Annotated in this window: 22 protein-coding genes; 16 read left to right on the forward strand and 6 right to left on the reverse strand. The window is 72.4% G+C overall.

Annotated elements, in window-relative coordinates; translation table 11 throughout:
* The first annotated feature begins 6 nt into the window (after positions 1-6).
* A complete protein-coding gene (locus AC1DIW_RS02655; protein WP_478106356.1) occupies positions 7-978 on the forward strand; it encodes a zinc-binding dehydrogenase in 972 nt (323 codons plus the stop codon).
* Positions 979-991: 13 nt separating this feature from the next.
* On the opposite strand, the gene AC1DIW_RS02660 is transcribed toward AC1DIW_RS02655, so the two are convergent.
* Together AC1DIW_RS02660 and cofD are read right to left on the reverse strand one after the other, a co-directional pair.
* Positions 992-2,050 carry a coenzyme F420-0:L-glutamate ligase gene (locus tag AC1DIW_RS02660; protein ID WP_478106357.1) on the reverse strand — a complete coding sequence of 353 codons (1,059 nt, stop codon included), beginning with the start codon at positions 2,048-2,050 and terminating at the stop codon, positions 992-994.
* The gene (gene cofD, locus AC1DIW_RS02665; protein ID WP_478106358.1) at positions 2,047-3,042 is read right to left on the reverse strand and encodes a 2-phospho-L-lactate transferase; all 996 of its coding nucleotides are present in this window, start codon (positions 3,040-3,042) and stop codon (positions 2,047-2,049) included. The genes AC1DIW_RS02660 and cofD overlap by 4 nt, the downstream gene beginning before the upstream one ends.
* 243 nt (positions 3,043-3,285) lie before the next feature.
* Here cofD and AC1DIW_RS02670 point away from each other — a divergent pair, with 243 nt between their 5' ends.
* The 3 genes from AC1DIW_RS02670 (at position 3,286) to AC1DIW_RS02680 (ending at position 8,322) form a co-directional block, all read left to right on the forward strand.
* Entirely contained in the window at positions 3,286-3,552 is a 267-nt protein-coding gene (locus AC1DIW_RS02670) for a WhiB family transcriptional regulator (protein WP_442280088.1), read from the forward strand.
* A 118-nt stretch (positions 3,553-3,670) separates the two neighbouring features.
* Positions 3,671-6,859, forward strand: a complete 3,189-nt coding sequence (locus AC1DIW_RS02675; RefSeq protein ID WP_478106359.1) for a glycosyltransferase family 2 protein — start codon at positions 3,671-3,673, stop codon at positions 6,857-6,859.
* Positions 6,856-8,322, forward strand: coding sequence for a DUF5719 family protein (locus tag AC1DIW_RS02680; RefSeq protein WP_478106360.1), 1,467 nt, complete (start codon positions 6,856-6,858; stop codon positions 8,320-8,322). The genes AC1DIW_RS02675 and AC1DIW_RS02680 overlap by 4 nt, the downstream gene beginning before the upstream one ends.
* Before the next feature lie 12 nt (positions 8,323-8,334).
* Here the strand turns inward: AC1DIW_RS02680 and map are convergent, their stop codons facing one another.
* Positions 8,335-9,111, reverse strand: coding sequence for a type I methionyl aminopeptidase (gene map, locus AC1DIW_RS02685; RefSeq protein ID WP_478106361.1), 777 nt, complete (start codon positions 9,109-9,111; stop codon positions 8,335-8,337).
* A gap of 63 nt (positions 9,112-9,174) precedes the next feature.
* Here map and AC1DIW_RS02690 point away from each other — a divergent pair, with 63 nt between their 5' ends.
* Positions 9,175-9,477, forward strand: coding sequence for a helix-turn-helix domain-containing protein (locus AC1DIW_RS02690; RefSeq protein ID WP_442280092.1), 303 nt, complete (start codon positions 9,175-9,177; stop codon positions 9,475-9,477).
* A gap of 72 nt (positions 9,478-9,549) precedes the next feature.
* Here the strand turns inward: AC1DIW_RS02690 and AC1DIW_RS02695 are convergent, their stop codons facing one another.
* Complete coding sequence (locus tag AC1DIW_RS02695) at positions 9,550-9,984, reverse strand: metallopeptidase family protein (protein ID WP_478106362.1); 435 nt, start codon at positions 9,982-9,984, stop codon at positions 9,550-9,552.
* A gap of 126 nt (positions 9,985-10,110) precedes the next feature.
* On the opposite strand from AC1DIW_RS02695, the gene AC1DIW_RS02700 reads away from it, so the two are divergent.
* From AC1DIW_RS02700 to ahcY, 7 genes are all read left to right on the forward strand, one after another.
* Positions 10,111-10,527, forward strand: coding sequence for a DUF3499 domain-containing protein (locus AC1DIW_RS02700; RefSeq protein WP_478106363.1), 417 nt, complete (start codon positions 10,111-10,113; stop codon positions 10,525-10,527).
* 8 nt (positions 10,528-10,535) lie between these two features.
* Positions 10,536-12,035: a phosphomannomutase/phosphoglucomutase gene (locus AC1DIW_RS02705; protein ID WP_478106364.1), complete on the forward strand. Its 1,500-nt coding sequence runs from the start codon at positions 10,536-10,538 to the stop codon at positions 12,033-12,035.
* Positions 12,032-12,241 (forward strand): Trm112 family protein, encoded by a 210-nt coding sequence (locus tag AC1DIW_RS02710; protein ID WP_442280096.1) that lies wholly within the window; start codon positions 12,032-12,034, stop codon positions 12,239-12,241. The genes AC1DIW_RS02705 and AC1DIW_RS02710 overlap by 4 nt, the downstream gene beginning before the upstream one ends.
* Positions 12,242-12,246: 5 nt before the next feature.
* Positions 12,247-13,395 (forward strand): SIS domain-containing protein, encoded by a 1,149-nt coding sequence (locus tag AC1DIW_RS02715; protein WP_478106365.1) that lies wholly within the window; start codon positions 12,247-12,249, stop codon positions 13,393-13,395.
* 95 nt (positions 13,396-13,490) lie between these two features.
* Positions 13,491-14,882 (forward strand): mycothione reductase, encoded by a 1,392-nt coding sequence (locus AC1DIW_RS02720; protein ID WP_478106366.1) that lies wholly within the window; start codon positions 13,491-13,493, stop codon positions 14,880-14,882.
* A gap of 42 nt (positions 14,883-14,924) precedes the next feature.
* On the forward strand, positions 14,925-15,866 hold the full coding sequence (locus AC1DIW_RS02725; RefSeq protein WP_478106367.1) for a DUF808 domain-containing protein: 942 nt from the start codon (positions 14,925-14,927) through the stop codon (positions 15,864-15,866).
* Positions 15,867-16,498: 632 nt separating this feature from the next.
* A complete protein-coding gene (ahcY, locus tag AC1DIW_RS02730; protein WP_478106368.1) occupies positions 16,499-17,935 on the forward strand; it encodes an adenosylhomocysteinase in 1,437 nt (478 codons plus the stop codon).
* An 87-nt stretch (positions 17,936-18,022) separates the two neighbouring features.
* Here ahcY and AC1DIW_RS02735 read toward each other — a convergent pair whose 3' ends face one another.
* The gene (locus tag AC1DIW_RS02735; RefSeq protein ID WP_478106369.1) at positions 18,023-19,399 is read right to left on the reverse strand and encodes a hypothetical protein; all 1,377 of its coding nucleotides are present in this window, start codon (positions 19,397-19,399) and stop codon (positions 18,023-18,025) included.
* A gap of 223 nt (positions 19,400-19,622) precedes the next feature.
* The gene (locus tag AC1DIW_RS02740) at positions 19,623-20,069 is read right to left on the reverse strand and encodes a hypothetical protein (RefSeq protein ID WP_478106370.1); all 447 of its coding nucleotides are present in this window, start codon (positions 20,067-20,069) and stop codon (positions 19,623-19,625) included.
* On the opposite strand from AC1DIW_RS02740, the gene AC1DIW_RS02745 reads away from it, so the two are divergent.
* From AC1DIW_RS02745 to AC1DIW_RS02760, 4 genes are all read left to right on the forward strand, one after another.
* A complete protein-coding gene (locus AC1DIW_RS02745) occupies positions 20,068-20,250 on the forward strand; it encodes a hypothetical protein (RefSeq protein WP_478106371.1) in 183 nt (60 codons plus the stop codon). The two genes, AC1DIW_RS02740 and AC1DIW_RS02745, sit on opposite strands and share 2 nt — an antisense overlap.
* 218 nt (positions 20,251-20,468) lie before the next feature.
* Entirely contained in the window at positions 20,469-21,146 is a 678-nt protein-coding gene (gene mtrA / locus AC1DIW_RS02750) for an MtrAB system response regulator MtrA (protein WP_442280103.1), read from the forward strand.
* A 1-nt stretch (position 21,147) separates the two neighbouring features.
* Positions 21,148-22,887: an MtrAB system histidine kinase MtrB gene (mtrB, locus tag AC1DIW_RS02755; RefSeq protein ID WP_478106372.1), complete on the forward strand. Its 1,740-nt coding sequence runs from the start codon at positions 21,148-21,150 to the stop codon at positions 22,885-22,887.
* Complete coding sequence (locus tag AC1DIW_RS02760; RefSeq protein WP_478106373.1) at positions 22,884-24,677, forward strand: LpqB family beta-propeller domain-containing protein; 1,794 nt, start codon at positions 22,884-22,886, stop codon at positions 24,675-24,677. Before mtrB ends, AC1DIW_RS02760 begins: the two co-directional genes overlap by 4 nt.
* Positions 24,678-24,808: the final 131 nt, after the last annotated feature.

Raw genomic sequence — 24,808 nt, forward strand, 5'->3', positions numbered from 1 at the left:
GCTGGGATGCTCGCTGCCTACGCCGTCAGTCAGTCCGCCGCCGACCCGCTCTCGGGCCTCGTCGTAGGTGAGCGGCCCGACCCGCAGGCCCGGCCGGGCTGGACCGTGGTCGACCTGCGCGCGGCCGCGCTCAACCACCACGACGTGTGGTCCCTGCGTGGGGTGGGCCTGGCGCAGGATCGGCTGCCGATGATCCTCGGGTGCGACGGAGCCGGGGTGGACGCCGACGGCAACGAGGTCATCGTCCACGCCGTCGTCCCCTCGGACGGCTGGCGGGGCGACGAGACCCTGGACCCGCGCCGCACGCTCCTGTCGGAGCTTCACGACGGGACGCTCGCCGAGAAGGTCCTCGTGCCCACCGGCAACGTCGTGCCCAAGCCCGAGACGCTGTCGTGGGAGACGGCCGCGTGCCTCTCGACGGCGTGGCTCACGGCATACCGCATGCTCTTCACCAACTCCGGCGTGCAGCCGGGCGGCACCGTGCTCGTCCAGGGTGCCGGTGGTGGCGTGGCCACCGCGCTCATCCAGCTCGGCTCGGCTGCGGGCTACCGGATGTGGGCCACCTCCCGCGACGAGGCGCGGGGCCGACGCGCGCTCGAGATCGGCGCCGACCGCGTCTTCGGCTCGGGTGAGCGCCTGCCCGACCGCGTCGACGCCGTCATGGAGACCGTCGGCGCCGCCACCTGGTCGCACTCGGTCAACTCCCTGCGCCCCGGCGGCACCATCGTCATCTCGGGTGCCACGTCGGGCGACGCCCCGGCCAAGGCCGAGCTGACGAAGATCTTCTTCAAGCAGCTGCGCGTCGTCGGGTCGACGATGGGCACCCGCGAGGAGCTGGCGCAGCTGGCTCGCCTCGTCGAGCAGCGCGGCATCGAGCCGGTGGTCGACTCGGTCATGCCGCTCGCCGATGCCCGCGACGGCTTCGCCCGGATGGTCGACGGTGACGTCTTCGGCAAGGTCGTCTTCACCATCGGCTGACGCCGCCCGGACGTCAGCTGGAGTGCGCTCCCGAGATGCGGACGACCACTGAGAGCCCGTCGGCCGACGGGCTCTCGGCCGCGCCGACCAGCCATTCGCACCACAGGGCGGTGCACAGCCGGGAGACGAGCTGCCCCAGCTCGTAGGGGCTGTCGGCGCCGAGGGTGACGGAGAGACGCCCCACATCGGCGGTGCCTGCCTCGACACCGTGCAGCGCGGCGCGCACCGCCCGCGACACCGCGTCGAGGCGGCTGTCGCCGGCGGCCGGCGCCACGCCGACTGCCACCGCCGACGGGCTGCCCGGTTCGATGCCCAGCGCCGCTCGCACGGCCTCGACCCGGCCGTAGCCGAACCAGTCGCCGGGCCCCGTGCGCACGAGGTCGCGTCCGCGTGGGTGCCTCTCGAGGGGCTCGTCGACGAGGACCTCCAGGACGCCGCGGAGCACCGCGGCTGGCACCGCCGCCACCTTGCCCTTGGCCAGGTCTGCCGCCGCTGCGATCTCGTCGGCGACCGCGCGCGTGGTCACCTCGAGCGGCTTGCCGTCGGCGTCGGTGCCCCCGCGCAGGTCGTCGACGACACGCAGACCGTGCGCCCCCAGCGCGAAGTCGATCTGACCCACCCGCCAGGCGCGGCCCGCGGTGTCGCTGAGCACGACACCCAACCGCACGCCGTGCCGGGCCACCAGGGCGTCGTGGAGCTGCTCGCAGATCCCGTCGGGGTCGTGGGGGAGGAGCAGCCACCCGCCGCGCTCTCCGGTGTTGGATCCGTCCACGCCGGCCGCCGCCATGATCGGGCCCGCCTTGGCTCGCACGATGCGCGTGACCCCGGCTCCCACCGAACGCTCGGCCACGACGTACTCGGTCTCACCGCGCACGACACGGTCCTTGTCGGGGTCGTGCGTGACGAGGCCGAGGGCCTTGCTCGCGACCTTGCTCGAGACGACGAGGACGTCGCCGTCGGCCAGACGCACCCCGGCGTGGTCGAGCCCGACCTGCACGACGTCGGCCAGGTCGTCGCCCTCGCGGACCTCGGGTATGCCGGTCAGCGGCGTGATCGTGATGGGCCCGGTCACGCCGGTGCTCGCTCCGCCCGCAGTCGCAGACCGAGGTCCAGCGCGGCGCCGGCCATCTCGGCCGCCGCGTCCACGGAGCTCATGAGGAGCGGACGACGGACCACCTCGAGACGGCCCCCGCCCGGCATCGGGTCGTCCTCGTCGACGAGCCAGCCGTCGAGGAAGTCGGAGTAGAGCCCGGCGACAGCGGCGCTCGTCTCGTCGACTCCGATGGTGCGCAGGCACACGTCCGCGTGTCCACGGACCGGTCGGCCGCCGACCAGGGGTGAGACCCCGACCACGGGGGCGCGAGTGCCGCGCAGGGCGTCCCTGACGCCCGGCACGCCGAGGATGATGCCGATCGAGACGACGGGGTTGCTCGGCGGCAGGATGACGACATCGGCCTCACGGATCGCGTCGAGCACCCCGGGGGCGGGCGCCGCCCGGTCGAGGCCCGCCACGACGAACCTCTCCGCGGGAAGCTCGGCCCGGTGCCTCACCCACCACTCCTGGAAGTGGATCGCGCGCTGCTCGCCCTCCTGCTCGACGACCACGTGGGTCTCGACGGGAGTGTCGGTCATCGGCAGGAGGCGGACACCGAGGTCTCCGAGCCCCCAGCGGGCGGAGAGCCGGTCGATGACGGCGCTCAGCGGCATACCCTGCCCGAGCAGCTGCGAGCGGTAGACGTGGGTGCCGAAGTCCTTGTCGCCGAGCGTGAACCACTGGGGCTCGGCGCCGAGCGCGGCGAGCTCCTCGGCGAGGTGGTGCGACTCGTCGGCCCGACCCCAGCCCTGGCCCTCGTGGATGCCGCCACCGAGGGTGTAGAGCAGGGTGTCGATGTCGGGACAGACCCGGAGCCCGAAGAGGGTGATGTCGTCGCCGGTGTTGCCGATCACCGTCAGGTGCACCGGATCGGAATCCGGCGACAGGAGCTGGGTCTGTCGGACGTGGTGGAGCAGGCCGCGGAGGAACCGGGCGCCGCCGACTCCACCCGCCAGAGCGGTGATGCGCATGCCCCGATCCTCTCAGCAGGCCGTCCCGGGCCGGTCGCGCGGGGTGGGTCCGGCGCTTCGAACCTGCAAATATCACCCGCGGGCTTGACGTGAGGCATATGACACGCATGTAATTCCATTGTTGTGATCGGTCGGGGACGTGGTTCTGGAACGAATGGACGTAATTGTCCGAAACCTCCAGAGAGCGGGCTCGCTCGGTGCGACAGTGCTGACACACAGTGCAGTCAGGGTCGAGGAGGGGTCATGCACGATTTGATGGTGGTTTGGTCGAACACGGGCGAGCAGGAGGGTGAGCTCTCCTGGCAGGAGCGCTCGCTGTGCGCCCAGACCGATCCGGAGGCGTTCTTCCCCGAGAAGGGCGGATCCACGCGCGAGGCCAAGAAGGTCTGCGTCGGATGCGAGGTGCGCTCGGAGTGCCTCGAGTACGCCCTGTCCAACGACGAGCGCTTCGGCATCTGGGGCGGACTGTCGGAGCGGGAGCGCCGCAAGCTGAAGAAGCGCGCGGTCTGATCGTGAGGTTCGAACCCGGCCCCTCGCAGGTGTCCGGGTGAAGGTAGCCACTGTGCCCGAAGCGCTTGCCGAAGACCTGAGCACCCCCGCCACCGCGGGGAGTGCGTCGTCTGCGTCGTTGTCCGCCCCTCCCTCCACGGGGCAACGGCCGAACGCGACCGTCGAGGCGATCGTCGTCGTGCACAACGGAGCCACGTGGCTGGCGCAGTGTCTCGACGGCCTCGCCGCCCAGACGCTGCCGCCGGCGCGGCTCATCATCGTCGACGTCGCGAGCAGCGACTCGTCGAACGCCATCGCCCACGCCCACACCGGCGTTCGCCGGGCGATCGAGTCCGTCGAGGTCATCCGCCTGGACGCCCGCGTGGCGATCGGCCGGGCCATCGAGCGCGGCATCGAGGCGCTGCCCGTGCCGGCGGACGCATCGTCGAGCTGGGTCTGGGTCCTCCATGACGACACGGTGCCCCGGGCCAACGCCCTCGCCCAGCTGCTCCAGGCCGGGCTGCGGTCCAAGTCCGTCGGGGTCGCCGGGCCCAAGCTCGTCAGCTGGGAGGACCCGCGGCAGCTCGTCGAGATGGGCATCCAGATCACGCGCACGGGACGCCGGCTCGGCTCGTCGGTCCGCGGCGAGGCCGACCAGGGCCAGTACGACACGCGCGCAGACGTCCTCGCCGTGAGCACGAGCGGCATGCTCGTGCGGCGCTCCGTCCACGACGACATCGGCGGTTTCGACCCCGTGTTCGTCGACCACGGGGCCGATCTCGACTTCGGCTGGCGGGCCCAGCTCGCGGGCCACCGCGTCATCGTCGTCCCGGGCGCCGTCGTGCGCGACGCGTCCGCGAGCCTCGAGGGGCGCCGACCCGGCGCCCCGGCCCCGCGCGAGCTCGAGCGCCGCGGCCGCCGGGCCGCCCGTCAGGTCACGTTGGCCCGGTGCTCGCCGCTCGCCGCCCCCTTCCTCGCCATCTGGATGGCGTTCTCGGCGATCGTCGCCTCCGTCACGCTGCTCGTGGCCAAGCGTCCCCGTCAGGCCTGGCGCGAGCTGACCGACGTGACCGCCCTGCTGCACCCGTTCGCGACGTTCGGCGCCCGCTGGCGCGGACGACGGACGAAACGTCTCCGCCGTGACCACCTCGGGACGCTCTTCGTCGCCCCCTTGGTCGCCGCTCGGACCACGATCGACCACATCCAGGACGCGATCACCCCGGAGCGCACCCGCGCGCGGCGCGAAGCGGCGGCGACCATCGAGACCGGCCCCGTCGCAGACGAGTCGGAGTCGCTGGACCACCTCCCGGCCTCCCTGCCTCGTCGCGTCGTCACCCACCCCGGCTTCCTCGCCATCGCCGCCGTCCTCGCCGCCACCGTGGCGGCGTGGCGTGGCACGATCCGCGCCGGCGCGCTGTCGCCCACGAACGCCGGTGTCGCCGGTGGCGAGCTGCGTCCCGTGACCACCGACTCGTCGGGACTGTGGCACGCGTTCCGCGACGCCTGGCACGGTGCGGGGCTCGGCACGGGAGCCGAGTCCGGTCCCCACCTCGCGGTGCTCTCGGCACTCACCTGGCTGGCCGAGCGCGTCCCCGGTCTCGCCGAGAGCCGGTCGAGCGCGGGCGTCACCATCGCCTGGCTGCTCTTCCTCACGCCCGCGCTCGCGGCGTGGTCCACCTACCTCGCGGCCCGCGTCGTCACCTCCTCACGGGTGGCCCGGGCCCTGGCCGCGCTCGCGTGGGGGACTGCCGGCGTGGCTGCGTCCGGGCTGGCCCAGGGCCGGGTGAGCGTGGCGGTCGTTCACGTGCTGCTGCCCTTCGTCCTTGCCGGGTTCTGCCTCGCGGCCCGTCGCGACGGCACCTTCACGGCCACCTTCGCGACGGCTCTCGCCACCGCCGTGCTCGGCGCCTTCGCGCCGCCGCTGCTCGCCCTGTCAGTCGTCGCGGCGCTGCTGATGCTCGTCCTGGCGCCGGGACTGCGACGGGCGCGAGCGCTCGTCCTGCTCACCGTCCCCGTTGCCCTCCTCGGTCCGTGGATGGCGCGCTTCGTGACCGACCCACGCCTGCTCCTGTCCGGACCCGGGCTCGTCGCGACCTCCGCCGACCGCAGCCCGTGGGGCGTGCTCACCCACGTGCTCGGTGACACCGGCGGCACCACGTGGGCCGCCTGGCTCGGGGCTCCGCTCGTCGTGCTCGGCGTCATCGGACTCGCGACGCGCGGGCGCTCTCGCGCCGAGTCCGTGGGCATGGCGGTCGGCGCGCTGCTGGCCGTCGGTGGGCTCGCCGGCGCGCTCGTCTCGGACCACCTCGTCCTCGGCTCGGCCGAGACCGGCGTGGGCCAGTCCGCCCCTGCACACCTCTGGGCGGGCCTCGGCGTGCAGCTGTGGTGGGCGGGCCTGCTCGTCGGCGTCCTGGCGGGCAGCCGTGCCGTGCTCGCCTCGTTGGGTCGCCCCGGCCGCCGGTGGGGCTTCGCCGCCGCGGTGGTCGCTGCGGCTCTCGCGGTTCTGCCGGTCCTCGCAGCCGCCACCGTGTGGGGGGTCCAGGGGATCGGCCGCACGCTGTCGGTCGGCCAGGCCACCCTGCCGGCCATCGCCGTCGAGCAGGGCGGCGGACCGCTCGGCAACCGTCTGCTGCTGCTGCGGCCCTCCGATGACGTCGTCGACTTCGTCCTCGCCGGGCAGGAGCCGGGTGAGCCCATGCGCGACCTCGACCACGCCCCTGACGCCGACGACGCCGCCCTCGTCGCCGCCGTCGCCAACATCGTCGGAGGCCGGGGCGCCGACTCGCTCGACTCCAAGGCGCTGGCCCGTCTCGGCATCGGTTTCGTCCAGGTGCGTGCGACGGCCGACTCCGCGCTCGCTCGGCGCCTGGACTCCTCGCAGGGCCTGAGCCGCCTCGGCTCGAGCCAGCTCGGCATCCTCTGGAAGGTCCAGCCGCTACCGGCTGCCCCCGGTGTCGAGGCGGCCACGTCGCCGTCCCGGGCCCGGCTCGTCGACGCCGACGGCGCGTTGCTGCAGGTCGTGCCCACGGTGGGGCCGCACGCCGCGGTCGACACGACGATCCGGGCCGGCGCCGCCCCTCGCCTCGTCGTCCTGGCCGAGCCCAACGAGTGGTCGCGACAGGCGCTCGTGACCTTCGACGGCCGTCAGCTCGAGCCCGTGGCCGGCGCAGCTCAACCGACGTATGCCGTGCCGACCACCGCGGGCGCTCTCCAGATCGACCTCGCGGCCGCTCAGCCGTGGTGGCGCCTGGGTCAGGCGGTGCTGCTCGCGTTCGTCGTGTTCATGGCCGTGCCCTTCGGCAACCGACGCTCGAGGAGGCGCACATGAGGAACGTGTCCGGCATCGTCCGGGCCGCAGCCGTGGCCGTGGTCGCCGCCGGCCTCGCGGTCGGCGCGACCCGGGTGAGCGGATCGGTGCAGCTGGCGACCCCGGGCGAACGCGTCGGCCTGCCCGAGTCGTCCAGCGTGCTCGTCGACGCCGCCTCGCTCGTGTGCCCCGGCCAGCAGCGCCTCGGCGCCACCGGCCTGCGCGACGTCCGGGGCACCGTCACGGTCGCTGCTGCGTCCCCGGACGCCGGGGTCGTCGCAGGCGCGCCTGGCAGCGGCCCGGGCAGCGTCCAGCTCCTCGGTGGACCGTCGTCGACGGGTCTGGCCCAGACCGCCGACCGTGGCGCGGTCGTCTCCGCCGGGGTGAGTGCCGCCGACGTCGTCGTCGCCAGGGCGAGCGGCATCCTGTCTCCCGGCCTCGTGGCCACCCAGGTGTGGCGACACACCGGTGACGACGACCGCGGCCTCACCGTGACGCCGTGCCAGCTGCCGTCGTCCGACGTGTGGCTCGTCGGGGGCGGGAGCGGGCCGTCGCGCACCGAGCGCATCATCGTCAGCAACCCCGGCGCGAATGCCGTCTCCGTCTCCTTCGAGGTCCTCGGGAGCTCCGGCCGCATCGACGCCGCAGCCGGTCGCGATGTCTCCATCCCGCCGCTGTCCCGCGAGGTCGTCTCGCTCGACGCCATCGCCCCCGACGAGGGTTACCCCGTCGTCCATGTCACCGCCACCGGTGGAGTCGTGTCAGCGGTGCTGGACGACCAGTGGATCCTCGGCGCCACGGGGCGTGGCATCGACGATGCGACCCGGGCCGCTTCCCCGGGCACCGACCTCGTCGTGCCCGGTGTCGAGACGGGCGGTGCGACGTCCCTGCGCCTGGCCAATCCCGGCGACACCGAGGCACTGGCCCAGGTGCGGCTGCTCACCGACAAGGGTGCGGTGCAGCCCGACAACCTCAGGGCGGTCCGCGTTCCGGCCGGCTCGACGCTCGACGTCCCGCTGCCCGCCAACCGCGCGGCCATGGGCCTCGGCATCCGCTCCGACCAGCCTCTCGTCGCGGCGGCCTGGGCCGAGCGTCGTGCGACCACCGCGGACCGGATGGGCGACTTCGCCTGGACGCCGGCAACGCCCGCCCTCCGGGGCGTGGCCGGAGTCCTCCTGCCCGGGCTGAAGGGAACGACGAAACGCCTTCTGCTGACAGGGGGTCCGGCGCCCGCCAGCGCCCAGGTGCGCCTCGGGACCGGGGGTGGGGCGAAGCTCTCGACCGTTGCCGTGCCGGCCGACTCGACCGTGGCCGTCGCCGTGGGAGACGCCGACGCGGTCTGGGTCAGCCCGACAGCCGGGTCGGTCCGAGCTGCCGTCTCGGTCGCCGGTGTCGACGGAGGAGTGCCGTTCTTCTCGGTGGCCTCGCTCACCGACGCGCCGGTCCGAGCCCTGTCGGTCCCGGTCCGTCAGGTGCGCAACTGAGCGACTCGATCATCAGGCGGAGGTGGGCAGCGTCAGGATCTCCGCACCGTCCTCGGTGATGGCGACGGTGTGCTCGCTGTGGGCCGTCAGGCAACCGGTCGCGCTCCGCAGCGTCCACCCGTCCGCGTCGGTGACGAGCTCCGCGGTGTCCGCCATGACCCACGGCTCGAGGGCGAGCAGCAGGCCCGGTCGCAGCCGGTACCCACGGCCGGGACGGCCCGTGTTGGAGACGTGCGGGTCCTGGTGCATCGTCGAGCCGACACCGTGACCGCCGAACTCGGTGTTGATGGCGTAGCCCGCCGCTGAGAGGACCTCGCCGATGGCGTGCGAGACGTCCCCGAGGTGGGCGCCCGGCCCGGCGGCGGCGATCCCGGCTGCGAGCGCCCGTTCTGTCGCGTCGATCATCTCGATGCTCCCCGGAGGTCGCGACTCGCCGACGACGAAGCTGAGCGCGGAGTCCGCGACGACGCCGCAGTGCGAGACGGCCAGGTCGAGCGACAGCAGGTCGCCGTCGGCCAGGACGTAGTCGCGGGGCAGGCCGTGGAGCACGGCGTCGTTGACCGACGTGCAGATGTAGTGGCCGAACGGCCCACGGCCGAAGGACGGTGCGTAGTCGACGTAGCAGGACTGGGCGCCAGCCTCCTCGATCATCTCCCTGGCCCACCGGTCGATCTCGAGCAGGCTCGTCCCGACCGTGCTGCGGCTCCGCAGCGTCTGCAGGGTGTCCGCGACGACGGCGCCCGCCTCGCGGGCCCGGTCCAGCTCGGCCGGGGTCAGGATCTCGATCATGCGGACCTCTCTCGTCCAATAACTATCCCGGCAATGTTATCCCGGTCGGCTAGGATTCGTTGCATGGTCAGGTTGCCCCTCACCCCTGCTGAGCTGGCGCGCGGACAGCGTCTCGGCGCCCTCCTGCGTCGCGCTCGGGGCGAGCGGTCGATGCTCGAGACGGCCCTTGAGGCGCATGTCTCACCCGAGACCCTGCGCAAGATCGAGTCGGGCCGGGTCGCCACGCCGGCGTTCCCGACCATCGCGGCGATCGCCGACGTCCTCGGCCTCTCCCTCGACGCGGTGTGGGCCGAGGTCAACCATTCCGGCCCCGGTGCCGAGAGCGACGGTGCGCGCCGGTCGCGCGTCAGCGACCTCGCCTCGTAGCCGGGGCCGACGCTCGACCGGCGACCGCCCCGACTGCTCCCACCGGGGGTCAGCCGCGGCCGGCCGCCCCCGTCACTCCCCGAAGCCGGGGTCCAGCTCCTCGGGGGCCACGCCGAGCAGGCCGGCCACCTGTTCGGTCACGATGTCGGCGACCAGTGCGGCGACGTCGCGACGGTCGGTGACCCGCGTCTCGACGGGCCGCCTGTAGACGACGATGCGCGCCGCGCGGGCGCTCGTCGCCGGGAAGAGCCGGCCGAGCGGGACCTCCCGGTGGTCCCACGGCGCCGGGCCGCGGGGCACGTCCTCGACCGCGAACTCGACTGCGGGGAAGGCTCGCCCGCACGTCGCCTCGAGCCGAGCGGCGGCATCGAGGACGAAGTCGTCGAACTCGTCACGGCGCGAGACCATGGCCGGGACCGGTGGCCACGCCAGTGGCCCGCGGCGGCCCCGTCCGTGACGGTCGCGTCGCCGACGACGCCCGGGAGTGCGGGGCGAGGCGGTGTCCACGACCCCACTGTAGATCGGCGGGCACGGCTCACGTCGCCGCCACGGCCGGCATACGCCCCCGTGATCTCACGCTCGGACGGCGTGGTGATTCGTCCTCTCGGTGAGGGCGGGCTAGAGTCCCGGATCGTGGGTCTGACACGTGGTTGCTCGAAGACGGGATGTGCGCGTCCAGCCGTCGCGACCCTGACCTACGCGTATGCAGACCGCGCCGTCGTCGTGGGCCCGCTCGCGACCTACGCCGAGCCGCACACCTATGACCTCTGTCTCGAGCACGCCGAGCGCATGACGGCGCCCCGCGGCTGGGAGGTCGTGCGCGTCGGTGGCGAGTTCCCCGAGCCCGCCCTCGCAGCCGACGACCTCGTCGCCCTGGCCGATGCGGTGCGCGAGGCCGGCCGCCCGCGCACCAACCGCCCGGCCGAGCCCCACACGACGGCCCGCACGACGCCCCGCACGACGCCCCGCGGCCAGGCGAGCGCCGAGGCCGACTCCGGCGCCGTGGAGTCCGGGCGCCGGGGACACCTGCGCATCCTCAGGGACTCCTGACCACTAGGGTGTTCCGCGTGCCCCACCTCGCAGACTTCGTCAAGGCCTACGACGTGCGCGGACTCGTGCCGGAGCAGCTGTCGCCCGAGGTGGCCCACGCCATCGGCGCCGCGTTCGCCGAGGTCGTCGCCGTCCCTGACGGTTCCGACGGCGTCGTCATCGGCCACGACATGCGTCCCAGCTCGCTCGAGCTCTCGGCGGCCTTCGCCGCCGGCGTGACCTCGCGAGGCGTCGACGTCACCGTGATCGGACTCTGTTCCACCGACGGGCTCTACTACGCCAGCGGCGCGCTCGACCTGCCCGGCGCGATGTTCACAGCGAGCCACAACCCTGCGCAGTACAACGGCATCAAGCTGTGCCGCTCCGCGGCGCGTCCGGTCGGCCAGGACTCCGGCCTCGCCGAGATCCGTGACCTCGCGCAGTGGATGCTCGGAGGCGGCTCGGGCCTGGCCCGTCCTGCCGGGGGTCCCGGGTCGGTGACGACCCGCGACCTGCTCGGTGACTATGCCTCCTTCCTGCGCGGCCTCGTCGACCTCTCGGGCTCGCGCCCGCTCAAGGTCGTCGTCGACGCCGGCAACGGCATGGGCGGCCACACCGTCCCCGCCGTGCTCGGGACGGGCGCGGGCCTGCCCCAGCTGCCCCTGGAGATCGTGCCGCTCTACTTCGAGCTCGACGGCACGTTCCCCAACCACGAGGCCAACCCGCTCGACCCCGCCAACCTCGTCGACCTGCAGGCAGCCGTCCGCGAGCACGGCGCCGACATCGGACTCGCCTTCGACGGGGACGCAGACCGCTGCTTCGTCGTCGACGCCGACGGTGAGCCCGTCTCCCCGAGCGCCGTGACGGGTCTCGTCGCCGTGCGCGAGATCAACCGGGCTCGCGCCGGCGGCGACACCACCGTGTCCATCGTGCACAACGTCATCTCGAGTGCCGCGGTCCGCGAGATCGTGCTCGAGGCCGACGCGACGCCGGTGCGCACCCGAGTCGGTCATTCGTTCATCAAGGCCGAGATGGCCCGGGCCGGCGCCGTCTTCGGCGGTGAGCACTCGGCCCACTACTACTTCCGCGACTTCTGGTTCGCCGACACCGGGATGCTCGCGGCCATGCACGTGCTCGCTGCCCTCGGCGAGCAGGACGCCCCGCTGTCCGAGCTCTGTGCCGCGTACGAGCGCTATGTCGCCTCGGGCGAGATCAACTCGACGGTGACCGACCAGGCTGCGGTCGTGGAGCAGGTTCGGGCCTGGGCCCAGGTGCGCGGGGCCACCACCGACGAGCTCGACGGGCTCACCGTCAGCAGCCCCCAGGGACAGCGGCCGATGTGGTGGTTCAACGTGCGGGCCTCCAACACGGAGCCGCTGCTGCGGCTCAACGTCGAGGCCGCCGACCGTGACACCATGCAGGACGTGCGCGACGAGCTGCTCGCCCTGATCCGGTCGGGCGCCGCCGGCGCCGACGCACCCGACGAGGGCGGTCCCGCCACCGCCCAGGACGCAGGAGACGCTTCGTGAACCAGAGTCAGCCGACCATCGAGCCGTGGCTGCGCGGCATCATCCGGTGCCCGCAGTGCAAGGGTGAGGTCATCGACGCGGTCGCCACCGAGGAGGCTGGTGCCGCAGTCACCGAGCTGCGGTGCCCCACCTGCCAGCTCGCCTACCCCGTCGAGGGCGGCGTACCCGTCCTCCTCGTCGACCTCGCCCGACGCACCGACGGCTGAGCCCGGTGGGCGCCGTGTTCGACGAGGCCCGCCTCGATGACGAGGGCGCCCTGGCGTCCCTCGACTCCGCCGAGACGCTCCGCGCCCTCGCCGGGGCCGGGGCGCAGGTGCGGCGCACGATGTCCGCCGCGGGAGAGGCCGGTCTCGACCGGCTGCGGGACGTCGAGCCACGCGGCGTCGTCGTCGCAGCCGCAGGCGGCTCCGGTGCTGTGGCCGACCTCTTCGAGGCCGTCTCGCGTGGCGCTGCCGCGCTGCCGGTCCAGAGCTGCTCGTCCGGTTCCCTGCCGGGGTGGGTGGGCGCTCTCGACGTCGTGATCGCCGTGTCCCAGTCCGGTCGCGCTGCGGGCACCCTCGTCCTCGCCGCCGAGGCGGCACGGCGCGGCGCGTTCCTCGTCACGGTCGGCGCCGCGGACTCTCCGCTCGCCGACGTGTGCGCGCGGTCCCACGGCGTGCACGTGCCGATCGCCGTCAGCGGGGCCTCGTCGCGGACGTCGGTGTGGGCACAGGCCACGCCGGCGCTGCTCGCCGCCGATGCCATGGGCATCGCCTCCGTCAGCCACGAGACGTTGTCGGAGCTCGCCGACCTCCTCGACCGCACGGCCACGGACGCGCGGCCGTCGTCCGAGTCGTTCGTCAACCCGGCGAAGATCCTCGCGACCGAGCTCGCCGAGTCGACCCCGATCGTCCTCGGCGAAGGCCCGTTCGGCGACGTCACCGCTCGCCGGGCCGCCGCGATGTTCGGTCGCACCGGTCGGGTGCCCGTCGCCCACGGCTGCCTGCCGGACGCCGCGAGCCAGATCGTCGCCTGCTTCGACGGGCCGTTGTCTCCCGGCCAGTCGGGCGGCGGCGGCAGTGACGACATCTTCGCCGACCCGTTCCTCGACGGCCCCAGCCGGGCACCGCTGCGGCTCATCATGCTGCGCGACACCTCGCCCGGCGACGGGCACGGCCTGGCCGACACTGTCGTCTCCGTCGCCGAGGACGCCGGCGTCCGGGTGTCGCTCGTCGACGCGCCCGCGGCCGACCCGCTGCTCCGCCTCGCCCACCACGTGTCGCTGACCGACTTCGCCGCGACCTACCTGGCGCTCGGTTTCGGCTTCGACCCGGCCACCTCACCCCACGTCCGCCTGCTGCGGGGCTTCCGCGGGGACTGACCGCTCGGGTCCACCGAGGGCGTATGCCGCCCAGCGGGCTGCCCGGCGCCATGCCGTTTCGGGGACGGCGGGCCGCCGCCACGTAGGCTGCCCCGGTGACGCAGCACTTCGACCTGGCCATCATCGGCAGCGGATCGGGCAACTCGCTCGTGACGCCGGACTTCGACGACAAGCGCGTCGCCATCATCGAGGGCGGCACGTTCGGCGGGACCTGCCTCAACGTCGGCTGCATCCCGACGAAGATGTTCGTCTACGCCGCGGACATGGCGCGTGACGTGCGCGAGGCCGGTCGCTACGGCGTCGACGCGACGCTCGAGGGCGTGCGCTGGACCGACGTGCGCGACCGCGTCTTCGGACGCATCGACCCCATCTCGGACGGTGGCCGGCGCTACCGCGTCGACGGGCCGAACACCACGGCATACCTCGGCCACGCGCGTTTCACCGGAGACCGCATGCTCACGGTCGCCCTCGGCGACGGCCGCGAGGAGTCGCTGACGGCCGACCAGGTGGTCGTCGCCGCCGGCGCCCACCCCGTCGTGCCCGACGTCGTCACCGAGTCCGGGGTGCCCTTCCACACCTCCGACACCGTGATGCGCATCGACGAACTGCCCGAGCGGCTCGCGATCATCGGGGGCGGCTTCATCGCCGCCGAGATGGCCCACGTCTTCGCCTCGTTCGGCGTGCACGTGACGGTCCTGGCGCGATCGTCGGTCCTGCTGCGGCACCTCGACACCGAGATCGCCCAGCGTTTCACCGACCTCGCCCGCGAGCAGTGGGACGTGCGCACCGGCACGAACGTCGTGCGTGTCGAGCCCGGCACCGGGGGAGCGGGGGTGCGACTCCACCTCGACAGCACCGCGGTCGTCGACGCCAACCTGCTGCTCGTCGCGACCGGCCGACAGCCCAACACGGCCGACCTCGGCGCCGACGCCGCCGGCCTTCGCCTGCTCGACGACGGACGGATCGAGGTCGACGACCACGGTCGCACGAGCGCCCCCGGGGTCTGGGCGCTCGGTGACGTGAGCGCTCCCTACCAGCTCAAGCACGTCGCCAACGCGGAGGCGCGGACCATCGCGCACAACCTCGCGCACCCCGACGACCTGCGCCGGCTGCCGCTCGAGCACGTGCCCTCGGGGGTCTTCAGCCACCCCCAGATCGCCACCGTCGGGCTGACCGAGCAGGAGTGCGTCGAGCAGGGACGCGCCCACGTGACGTATGTCCAGGCGTTCGGGGACACGGCATACGGCTGGGCCATGGAGGACACGACGAGCGTGTGCAAGCTCATCGCCGACCCGACGACCGGGCTGCTCCTCGGCGCCCACCTCATGGGACCGCAGGCCACCTCGCTCATCCAGCCGCTCGTGCAGGGGATGGCGTTCGGCACGACGGTCCACGACCTGGCCCGTGGGCAGTACTGGATCCACCCGGCGCTCGCCGAGGTCGTCGAGAACGCCCTGCTCGGACTGAAGGTCGACGGCCCGGTCTGAGCGCGTTCCCAGCCGACTCCCAGACCACCCTAGGATGACGCCATGGCAGGCGGACTCGTAGCCCTACTCGACGACGTCGCGGCACTCGTGAAGCTCGCGGCGGCGTCCGTCGACGACGTGGGCGCCGCCGCGGCGAGGGCGAGCGTCAAGGCGACCGGTGTCGTGGTCGACGACACGGCCGTGACGCCGCGCTACGTGCAGGGCCTGGCGCCCGAGCGCGAGCTGCCGATCATCAAGAAGATCGCGCTCGGCTCGCTGCGCAACAAGCTGCTCATCATCCTCCCGGTCATCATGCTGCTCAGCCAGTTCGTGCCGTGGCTTCTGACCCCGATCCTCATGGTCGGCGGTGCCTACCTCGCCTACGAGGGCGCCGAGAAGGTCTGGGAGATCGTCTCGGGCCACCGTGAGCAGGAGGCCGAGGTCGGCGAGGTCGACGAGAACGCCGTCGTCACGGGCGCCATCCGCACCGACTTCATCCTGTCGGCGGAGATCATGGTCATCGCACTCAACGAGGTCGACACCGAGCCGTTCCTCTCGCGCCTCATCATCCTCGTCATCGTCGCCCTGCTCATCACGGCGCTCGTCTACGGCGTCGTCGGGCTCATCGTCAAGATGGACGACGTCGGCCTGCACCTGGCCGGGCGCGACTCCGGCGCGGCGCAGCGCGTCGGACGTGGCCTCGTCAAGGGGATGCCGAAGCTGCTGTCGGTGCTGTCAACCGTCGGCATCGCCGCCATGCTCTGGGTCGGTGGCCACATCCTGCTCGTCGGGGTCGACGAGCTCGGCTGGCACGCGCTCTACGACCTCGTCCACCACCTCGAGGAGGGCGTGGCCGGGGTCGCGGGCATCGGCGGCTTTCTCACGTGGGTCGTCAACACCCTCGCCTCGGCGCTCATCGGCCTCGTCGTCGGCGGGCTGGTCGTCGCCGTCCTGCACGTCATCCCGCGCAGGACGAAGCACGACGAAGGCGCGGCCACGCACTGACCCGCACCGCTGGAGCCGGCCACGTGGCGTATGCCGTGTGCTGACCTCTCCTGCAGTCGCCGGGGGAGGCCGCGGGGTCGGGTCGCCCACCGGCCACGCCCGTCACAAGTCCGCCGGGGCGGATTAGGTGTGGCGGTCTGGGCCCGGCGACTGCAACTAGTCCGCCGGGGCGGAGTAGGTGCGGCGGTTTCGGGTCCGGCCACTGCCACAACTCCGCCGGGGCGGATTAGGTGTGGCGGTTTCGGGTCTGGAGACTGCCACAACTCCGCCGGGGCGGATTAGGTGTGGCGGTTTCGGGTCTGGAGACTGCGACAACTCCGCCGGGGCGGATTAGGTGTGGCGGTTTCGGGCCTGGAGACTGCGACAACTCCGCCGGGGCGGATTAGGTGTGGCGGTTTCGGGCCTGGTGACTGCGACAAGTCCGCCTCCGGCCGGGTCGGTGCGCCGAGACGAGGTGTGCGCTCAGACCCCGGGGAGTGGCGGGCGTGGCGGCGCAGGTTCGACACGGCAGTCGAGGTCGGGGCCCCGGCGCCGCTAGACTGGGCGACTGCCGGCGTGGGTGATGACCCGCCAGATGAGCCCAGAGGGGCGCGCCGGGTCTGCACACCGACGATCAAAGGAAACGATCACTCATGTCCTTCGACTACAAGGTTGCCGACCTGAGCCTCGCCGAGGCCGGCCGACACCAGCTCCGACTGGCCGAGCACGAGATGCCCGGCCTCATGGCGATCCGCGAGGAGTACGCCGCGGCCCAGCCCCTCAAGGGCGCCCGCATCGCCGGCTCGCTGCACATGACCGTCCAGACGGCCGTGCTCATCGAGACCCTCACCGCGCTCGGTGCCGAGGTCCGCTGGGCGTCCTGCAACATCTACTCGACCCAGGACGAGGCCGCCGCCGCCGTCGTCGTCGGCCCGAAGGGCTCCGCCGACGACCTCCAGGGCGTGCCCGTCTTCGCCTGGAAGGGCGAGACCCTCCCCGAGTACTGGTGGTGCACCGACCAGATCCTCACCTGGCCCGGCGGCGAGGGCCCGAACATGATCCTCGACGACGGCGGCGACGCCACGATGCTCGTCCACAAGGGCCGCGAGTGGGAGCAGGCCGGCCAGGTGCCGCTCACCACCGAGGAGGACTCCGAGGAGTTCGGTGTCTTCAAGGAGCTCGTGCGCCAGACGCTGGCCACCGACCCGCAGAAGTGGACGACGGTCGCCGCCGGCATCAAGGGCGTCACCGAGGAGACCACGACCGGTGTCCACCGCCTCTACCAGCTGGCCGAGGCCGGCGAGCTGCTCTTCCCGGCCATCAACGTCAACGACGCGGTGACCAAGAGCAAGTTCGACAACACCTACGGCTGCCGCCACTCGCTCATCGACGGCCTCAACCGCGCCACCGACGTCCTCATCGGCGGCAAGGTCGCCGTCGTCGCGGGTTACGGCGACGTGGGCAAGGGCTGCGCCGAGTCGCTCCGCGGCCAGGGCGCCCGCGTCATCGTCACCGAGATCGACCCGATCTGCGCGCTGCAGGCCGCGATGGAGGGCTTCCAGGTCGCCCGCCTCGAGGACGTCGTCGAGACCGCCGACATCTTCATCACGACGACCGGCTGCTACGACGTCATCACCGCCGAGCACATGACGAAGATGAAGAACAAGGCGATCGTGGCCAACATCGGCCACTTCGACAACGAGATCGACATGGCCGGCCTCGCCCGCGTCCCCGGCATCCAGAAGACCGAGATCAAGCCGCAGGTCCACGAGTGGACGTTCACCTCGGGCAGCTCGATCATCGTGCTCTCGGAGGGTCGCCTGATGAACCTCGGCAACGCCACCGGCCACCCGAGCTTCGTCATGAGCAACAGCTTCAGCAACCAGACGATCGCCCAGATCGAGCTCTTCACGAAGACGGGCGACTACGAGAAGCAGGTCTACACGCTGCCGAAGCACCTCGACGAGAAGGTCGCGCGCCTGCACCTCGACGCCCTCGGCGTCCGGCTCACGGAGCTGACCAAGGGGCAGGCCGAGTACCTCGGCGTCGACGTCGCCGGCCCGTACAAGCCGGAGCACTACCGCTACTGAGCGGACCCGGACGGGCTGAGCCCGCGCCACGAGAACGTATGCCGTCCCCCTCGCGAGGGGGACGGCATACGTCCGTCTCGGGTGACCTCAGCCGGTCGCGGCGGACGACCGGAGCAGCACGTAGGTCGAGCCGCGGGCGGCCACGGTCCAGTGGGCCTGCTGGACCATCGCCTCGACGACCGGCTGGTCCTTGGTCAGCAGCGCGTAGGTGCACCGGGTCCGCTGCAGATAGGCCTGCCAACCCGGCGCGGCTCGTTCGAAGTCGATGTGGTCCTTGACGTGGCCGGTGGCGTAGACCTCGACGCGCCCGTCGATGGTGGGGCGCACGTTCGGGTGGCGCCAGATGAGCCAGCCCCCGACGCCGTAGTCGTTGCACACGACGGTGTCCCGAGGCAGGGCTGCGAGGCGAGCGTCGAGGTCATTCGCCCCCCACGTCGGGACCGCGGCCTTGGTCGGCAGGATGAGGGCCGCGATGACGAGGCCAAGCGTCGTGAGGCCCAGGGTCAGCGATACCTCCCGCCGGCTCATCGGCTCGCGGTCGGGAGGGAGCAGCGCCTGGATGGTCGCCGCCGCGACGGGAGCGATGACGGCGGCGCCGACGGCGACCGTGCGGCTGTAGAGCAGGGCCAGGCCGATCGCCAGACCTGTCAGCAGGATGGCGGTCCAACGCGCGCGGTGCCGGGCCCGCGCCCAAACGAGCAAAACTGTGCTGGCGAGGACGAGGAAGGCTAGGAAGCCGGGTTGCCGCAGCGACGGGGGCATCCACTCCTCGATGTACTGCGTCGTCTCATTGACGGCGAACGGCGACAACAACAGCGCCGGCCCGGTGGGCGTGACCGCCGCCACCACCAACGAGCCGAGCGGCACGAGGGCGAGGCGCAGCAGCTCGCGTCTGGACACCGACCTCTCGAGCGCCATCCCGAGCATCGCGACAACACCGATGACGACGCCGAAGAACCACATGCCGTGCGCGCAGGCCCAGAGCCATGTCACAGGAATCAGCCACCAACGCGGACGGCCGTCGACGTCTGACCGAAGCCAGGCGGCGGTGAACGCCACAGCGAAAGCGAACGAGAGCAGTTGGGGGCGGAGCGACAGGCTCTGACTCATCGCAACAAGGGCGACGGAGGTCACGGCGGCGGAGGCGAGGAGCGAGGCCCGCGGCCTCGTGGCGCGCCACAGGGTGAGGCCGATGGCTGCGCCGCCGAGGGGGAGCAGCCAAGCGACGCCGGGCAGCCCCAGCACCTGCTGCATGAAACTCATGAGCAGCTCGGGGAGCCACTCGTGCAACCGCCACGGCTGGGTGGACATCGTGCTCCACGGGTCGGGGCCGTTGAAGGTCCACGTCTCGCGCAGACGGTCTCCTGCCGCGACGTGCCAGAACGTGTCGGGGTCGCTGACCGGCCGCGCGAGCTGCACGACCGCGACCAGCACGACGAGTCCGGGCAGCGCCTGACGCACCACGAGGGGGAGTGGGCCACGGCGTTCGAGTCGTGGTGCCGGTTCGCTGTCGCCGTCGGAGGCGATTCCGGGAGCCACGGCAGGGGTGGGGCCGGATGCCCTGTCCAGCTCTGGGGCAGGAATGGCTTTCCGCGTGTCGGTCGTCACCGCCCGATCATCCCCGCTGACTCGGGACGGCGGGGGCTTTTGGGTGGATTTGCGGCCGTTCCGGCCCGAGTGCCGCGTCTCAGCTGGCCTGCGCCGCAGCGATCGCCAGGGCGCGCACCGTGCGAGGATCGGGGGTGCCCACCGACCTTCCGTCTGGCAGGACCGACATGAAGAAGCTCCTGACCGGTGCCTTGGCACTGGCGCTGTCCGTCTCGCTCGCTGCCTGCTCGAAGGCCGTCGACCAGGCAGCGCCGCCGAGCACTCCGGCCGCCTCGACGTCGAGCGCGACCACCCCGAGCGGCACGTCGAGCGACACGCCGACGGGCACCGGCACCGGCACGAGCACCGCCGGCGCGACGGCGGGGCCGGTCGACCAGTCCACGCCGGAGGCTGCGATGACGTCGTGGCTCGGCGCCATGGTGGCCGGTGACGGCAACGCGGTCTGCGCGCTCATGGCCACGAAGGGCAAGGCCATCTCGAGCATCCCCGGCGCCGCCGCGACGTGTGGCAGGACGATCTCGCCCATGCTCGACCAGATCAAGGATCTCGGCGCCGCCTTCAAGGGCCTCAAGATCACCGGAGCCACCGTCAACGGCGACACCGCCTCCTTCGAGAGCGTCACGACCGAGCCGGCCCTCGCCGCCGACGTGGTCTCCAGCTTCAAGGCCGTCAGGATCGGCGGCAAGTGGTACGTCACGCAGGGCTGACGGTGCGCGGCTGACCCGTCTCGGCCACCTGTCTGCTCCGCCGTCCGCGCCCGACCACGTATGCCGGGTGGCGCGTCCCCGGGACGCGCGCGGACGGCATACGTCCTCCGGCGTGTCCCCGCGGGGACCGAAGAGCGTCAGCAGGCGGTCAGGCGTGTGTGATGATTTGGTCAGGACGTACGGGACGCGGGATCCGCGGTTCCGGGGAGGAGTGTGTCGTGAAGGGTCGGGTACTGGTCGTCGACGACGATCTCGCACTCGCCGAGATGCTCGGGATCGTGCTACGCAACGAGGGGCTCGACGTCACGCACGTGGCCGACGGCTCAGAGGCAGTTGGCGCGTTCCGTGAGTCGCGGCCCGACCTCGTGCTGCTCGACGTCATGCTCCCCGGTCTCGACGGCATGGAGGTGTGCCGCCGCATCCGCGCCGAGAGCGGTGTGCCGATCGTCATGCTGACCGCGCGCACCGACACCGTCGATGTCGTCGTCGGGCTCGAGTCGGGAGCCGACGACTACGTCGTCAAGCCGTTCAAGCCGCAGGAGCTCATCGCCCGCGTCCGCGCCCGGCTCCGTCGTGGTGACGAGCCGGCGCCCGAGCGGCTGTCGATCGGGGACCTCGACATCGACGTGGCGGGGCACTCGGTGAAGCGGAACGGCGAGTCCCTCTCGCTGACGCCGCTCGAGTTCGACCTGCTCGTCGCCCTGGCGCGCAAGCCCTGGCAGGTCTTCACCCGGGAGGTGCTGCTCGAGCAGGTCTGGGGCTACCGCCACGCCGGTGACACCCGGCTCGTCAACGTCCACGTCCAGCGGCTGCGCTCGAAGATCGAGCACGACCCCGAACGGCCCGAGATCGTCGTGACCGTGCGCGGGGTCGGCTACAAGGCGGGCCCCTCCTGACATGACGGAGCGCGCGGCCCGGAACGGACCCGCGGGCCTGGCCACGCGGGTCGGTTCGGTGCTGCGCGGCGCGTGGCGCCGGGTCCTGCACCTGTGGCGGGCCTCGCTCGGCTTCCGCGTCGTCATCGTGACGATGCTGCTCGGCATCCTCGTGCTCACCGCCGTCGGCACCTACCTCTACGGCTCGATCGCCCAGGGTCTCGTCGACAGCCGCCAGCGCATCGCCGCGGAGGACAGCCTGCGCGACGCCACCGACGCCCAGGGCCAGTTCGACTCCACCGACCAGACCGACACGCAGGACAAGCTGACCCAGTTCGCCACGACGCTGATCAAGTCCTACCGGCGCGACGCCGGCAACGAGACGCGCTACGTCGTGCTGACCCGGTTCGACGACAACCCGTCGCCGTTCATCGTCGGGCCGATCGAGAGCGGCAGCGTCGGGGTGCGCTTCATCCCTGACGAGCTGCGCCAGCAGGTCGCGGCACAGCCCGACCGGCAGCATCTCCAGGTCGCGACCATCGACGAGGGCGGCGACACCATCTCCGCCGTCATCGTCGGGCAGACGGTGGTCCTGCCCGTCGCCGGCAACTACGGCCTCTACTTCATCTACCCGATGGACCGCGAGCGCGAGATCATCAGCTTCATCGGGCAGACGTTCCTCTTCGGCGGGGCGGCCCTCATCCTGCTCATCGGCGCCATCGCCTTCGTCGTGACGCGCCTCGTCGCCGACCCGGTCCGGCGTGCGGCTGCCGTCGCGGAGCGCTTCGCCGAGGGCAACCTCAACGAGCGCATGCGGGCCAAGGGCGAGGACGACCTCGCCCGGCTCGGCACCTCCTTCAACGGCATGGCGGCCTCGATCCAGCAGCAGATCGCGCAGCTCGAGAACCTCTCGCGCGTCCAGCAACGCTTCGTCTCCGACGTCTCGCACGAGCTGCGCACCCCGCTGACGACGATCCGGATGGCAGGCGACCTCATCCACGACTCGCGCGGTGACTTCGAGCCCACGGTGGCGCGCTCGGCCGAGCTGCTGCGCGGCGAGCTCGACCGCTTCGAGTCCCTCCTCAGCGACCTGCTGGAGATCTCCCGGTTCGACGCGGGGGCGGCGGTGCTCGAGGTCGAGGCCAGCGACCTGCGTGCGTGCGTCGAGCGAGCCGTCGACGCCCACCGCACCCTCGCCGCCCGCAAGGGCACCCAGCTGGTCGTCAACGCGCCCTCGACCCCCGTCGTCGCCGACATGGACTCGCGGCGCATCGAACGCATCCTGCGCAACCTGGTCTCCAACGCCATCGAGCACGGCGAGGGCAAGCCGATCGAGATCACGATCGGCTCCAACGACAGCGCGGTCGCCGTGACGGTGCGCGACCACGGGGTCGGGCTCCGCCCCGGGGAGGCGGCCCTCGTCTTCACCCGCTTCTGGAGGGCCGACCCGGCCCGCGCCCGGACGACCGGCGGCACGGGCCTCGGGCTCGCCATCGCGCTCGAGGACGCGCGCCTGCACGCCGGGCGGCTCGAGGCCTGGGGCGCGCGCGGTGAGGGGTCGTGCTTCCGCCTCACCCTGCCGCGTCGGGCCGACGCGACGATCACCAGCTCACCGCTGCCGCTCAGCCCGCTCGCTGCCGAGGCGGCTCGCCTCCGTGGAGGCGGCGACGACTCGGGCAGCGACGAGCCATCCGGCCCGGTCCAGCCCGCCGACGACGACACGCTGCGCCTGCGCCGCATCGTCGTGGAGCGCGCACCGTGAGAGGCCGCCGCTTCGCAGGGCTGCTCCTCGTCGCGTCCACGGTGCTCGCCGCCTGCGGCGGCTTGCCGAGCACCGGCCCGGTCGTCGAGGGACGCGCCCTGGGCGAGGTCCTCAACGAGCCCGTCCGGGTCGTGGCCGTCGGACCCGTCGACGGTGCCAGCCAGGAGGCAGTGGTTCGAGGGTTCCTGCGCGCCGGCGAGGACATCGACGAGACCCATGCCACGGGCCGATTGTTCCTCGCGCCGCAGTCGGTGGACCTCTGGCGATGGTCGAGCGAGGACGTCGTGGTCTACGACGGGGATCTCACGGTCAAGCAGCTCCCCGGTGACGCCGTCGAGGTGAGTGCGGCCGGCATGGCCCGGCTGACGCCCGACGGACGCTACATCGAGCAGCCACCGGGGACTCGCGAGAAGGTCGTCTTCGGCCTGACCAAGGTCGGCGGCGAGTGGCGGGTCGAGCTGCCTCCGGGCGGGTTCGGGCTGTGGCTCGACAACGACCAGTTCAACCGGGTCTTCGTCAAGCGGTTCATCTACTACGTCGCCCCCAACGACCGGGACCTCGTCCCGGACCCGCGCTGGTTCCCGATCGGGACCCGTCTGGCCACGACCCTGGCCCGCGCCCAGCTCAGCTCAGTGCCCCCGCACCTGGCTGGCGCGGTCACCAGTGGGGTGCCGACGGGGACGCGCCTGGCGGTCAACGCCGTCCCGGTCACCGGCGGCAGGGCCTTGGTCAACCTCAGCAGCGAGGCGCTCTCCGCCGACCCCGCCGCCCGCGCGGCGATGTGGGCACAGCTGACGAAGACGCTGGGCCAGGTCGCCTCGGTCGGGTCGGTGTCGCTGGCTGTCGACAACACCCAGCTCGAGCTGCCGGGTGGCGTGACGTCGGTGGAGTCCGCCTCGGACCTCGGCTACGACGTCGCCGCCACCGCGGTCTTCGACACCGCCCTGCTGCGCGACGGCGATGCCATCCGGCGCTTCGACCCCCGCTACGTCCCCGACACGCAGGCGTCGAAGCGACCGGACCTCAAACCCAAGGACGGGGACATCGCCCGTGTCCCCGACACGTGGGGCAGTCTCGCGCTCTCCGTCGACGGCAAGCAGGTCGCGGCCGTGTCGGCGGACCGCCGCGACCTCTCGATCTGGCGGGCCACGGAGCCGACCAGGCCGGTCCCGTCGTTCGCCACGTCGCTGACGCAACCGACGTTCGACGCGAACGGCTACCTCTGGATCGCCGGTTCCGACGACCGGGGCAACGACCGCGTCTACGTCCTCGACTCCGTCTCGAGCGACCCCAAGTCCGCGCCGAAGCCGATCAGGACACCGTGGCTCGGCAACCGTCGCATCACGGCGCTCGCCGTCGCGGCGGACGGCGCCCGCGTGCTCGTCGTGACCACCGACCGCTCGGGGGGTGACGCGCAGCTCGGCCTCAGCGGGATCGTCCGGGCCACGAACAGCGAGCCCGAGGCCCTGTCGCCGCCGCTGCGCCAGGCCCAGTCGCTGACCCGCATCCAGGACGTCACGTGGCTGGACCCGGCGAACTACGCAGTCCTCGGCCAGGTGGGGGCGAGCGACGCCGTGCGCCCCTGGCTGGCCACGCTCGGTGCGGGCGTCGACGGGACCGCTCCGGGGATCGGTCGCCTCAACGCGGTCCCGGGCGCCGTGAGCATCACGACCGTCGGCGGACCCCGTGGCATCCTCATCGTCACGAGCGACCACCGCGTGCTGGCGCGAGCCGGGTCCAACTGGCCGCAGATCGAGCGGGGCAGCGACGTGCTCGTGCCGGGAGGCTGACCCGGGCCTGGTTGGTCAGGGCGGCGTGGTCCAGAGAGAGCGATCCAGCGGCTTGCGGTTCCGGGTCCACATCCCCCCGCGGCGACACGCCGTCGTCCCCAGACCCTGCGAACCGTCTCACGTCTCCACGT

The organism is Terrabacter sp. 01T434, from assembly GCF_056398545.1.

Coding starts and splice junctions, on each gene's coding strand:
- AC1DIW_RS02655 (WP_478106356.1), top strand. CDS start 7: ATGCTCGCTGCCTACGCCGTCAGTCAGTCCGCCGCCGACCCGCTCTCG.
- cofD (WP_478106358.1), bottom strand. CDS start 3,042: ATGCGCATCACCGCTCTGGCGGGTGGAGTCGGCGGCGCCCGGTTCCTC.
- AC1DIW_RS02670 (WP_442280088.1), top strand. CDS start 3,286: ATGCACGATTTGATGGTGGTTTGGTCGAACACGGGCGAGCAGGAGGGT.
- AC1DIW_RS02680 (WP_478106360.1), top strand. CDS start 6,856: ATGAGGAACGTGTCCGGCATCGTCCGGGCCGCAGCCGTGGCCGTGGTC.
- map (WP_478106361.1), bottom strand. CDS start 9,111: ATGATCGAGATCCTGACCCCGGCCGAGCTGGACCGGGCCCGCGAGGCG.
- AC1DIW_RS02690 (WP_442280092.1), top strand. CDS start 9,175: ATGGTCAGGTTGCCCCTCACCCCTGCTGAGCTGGCGCGCGGACAGCGT.
- AC1DIW_RS02725 (WP_478106367.1), top strand. CDS start 14,925: ATGGCAGGCGGACTCGTAGCCCTACTCGACGACGTCGCGGCACTCGTG.
- ahcY (WP_478106368.1), top strand. CDS start 16,499: ATGTCCTTCGACTACAAGGTTGCCGACCTGAGCCTCGCCGAGGCCGGC.
- AC1DIW_RS02745 (WP_478106371.1), top strand. CDS start 20,068: ATGCTCGACCAGATCAAGGATCTCGGCGCCGCCTTCAAGGGCCTCAAG.
- AC1DIW_RS02740 (WP_478106370.1), bottom strand. CDS start 20,069: ATGGGCGAGATCGTCCTGCCACACGTCGCGGCGGCGCCGGGGATGCTC.
- mtrB (WP_478106372.1), top strand. CDS start 21,148: ATGACGGAGCGCGCGGCCCGGAACGGACCCGCGGGCCTGGCCACGCGG.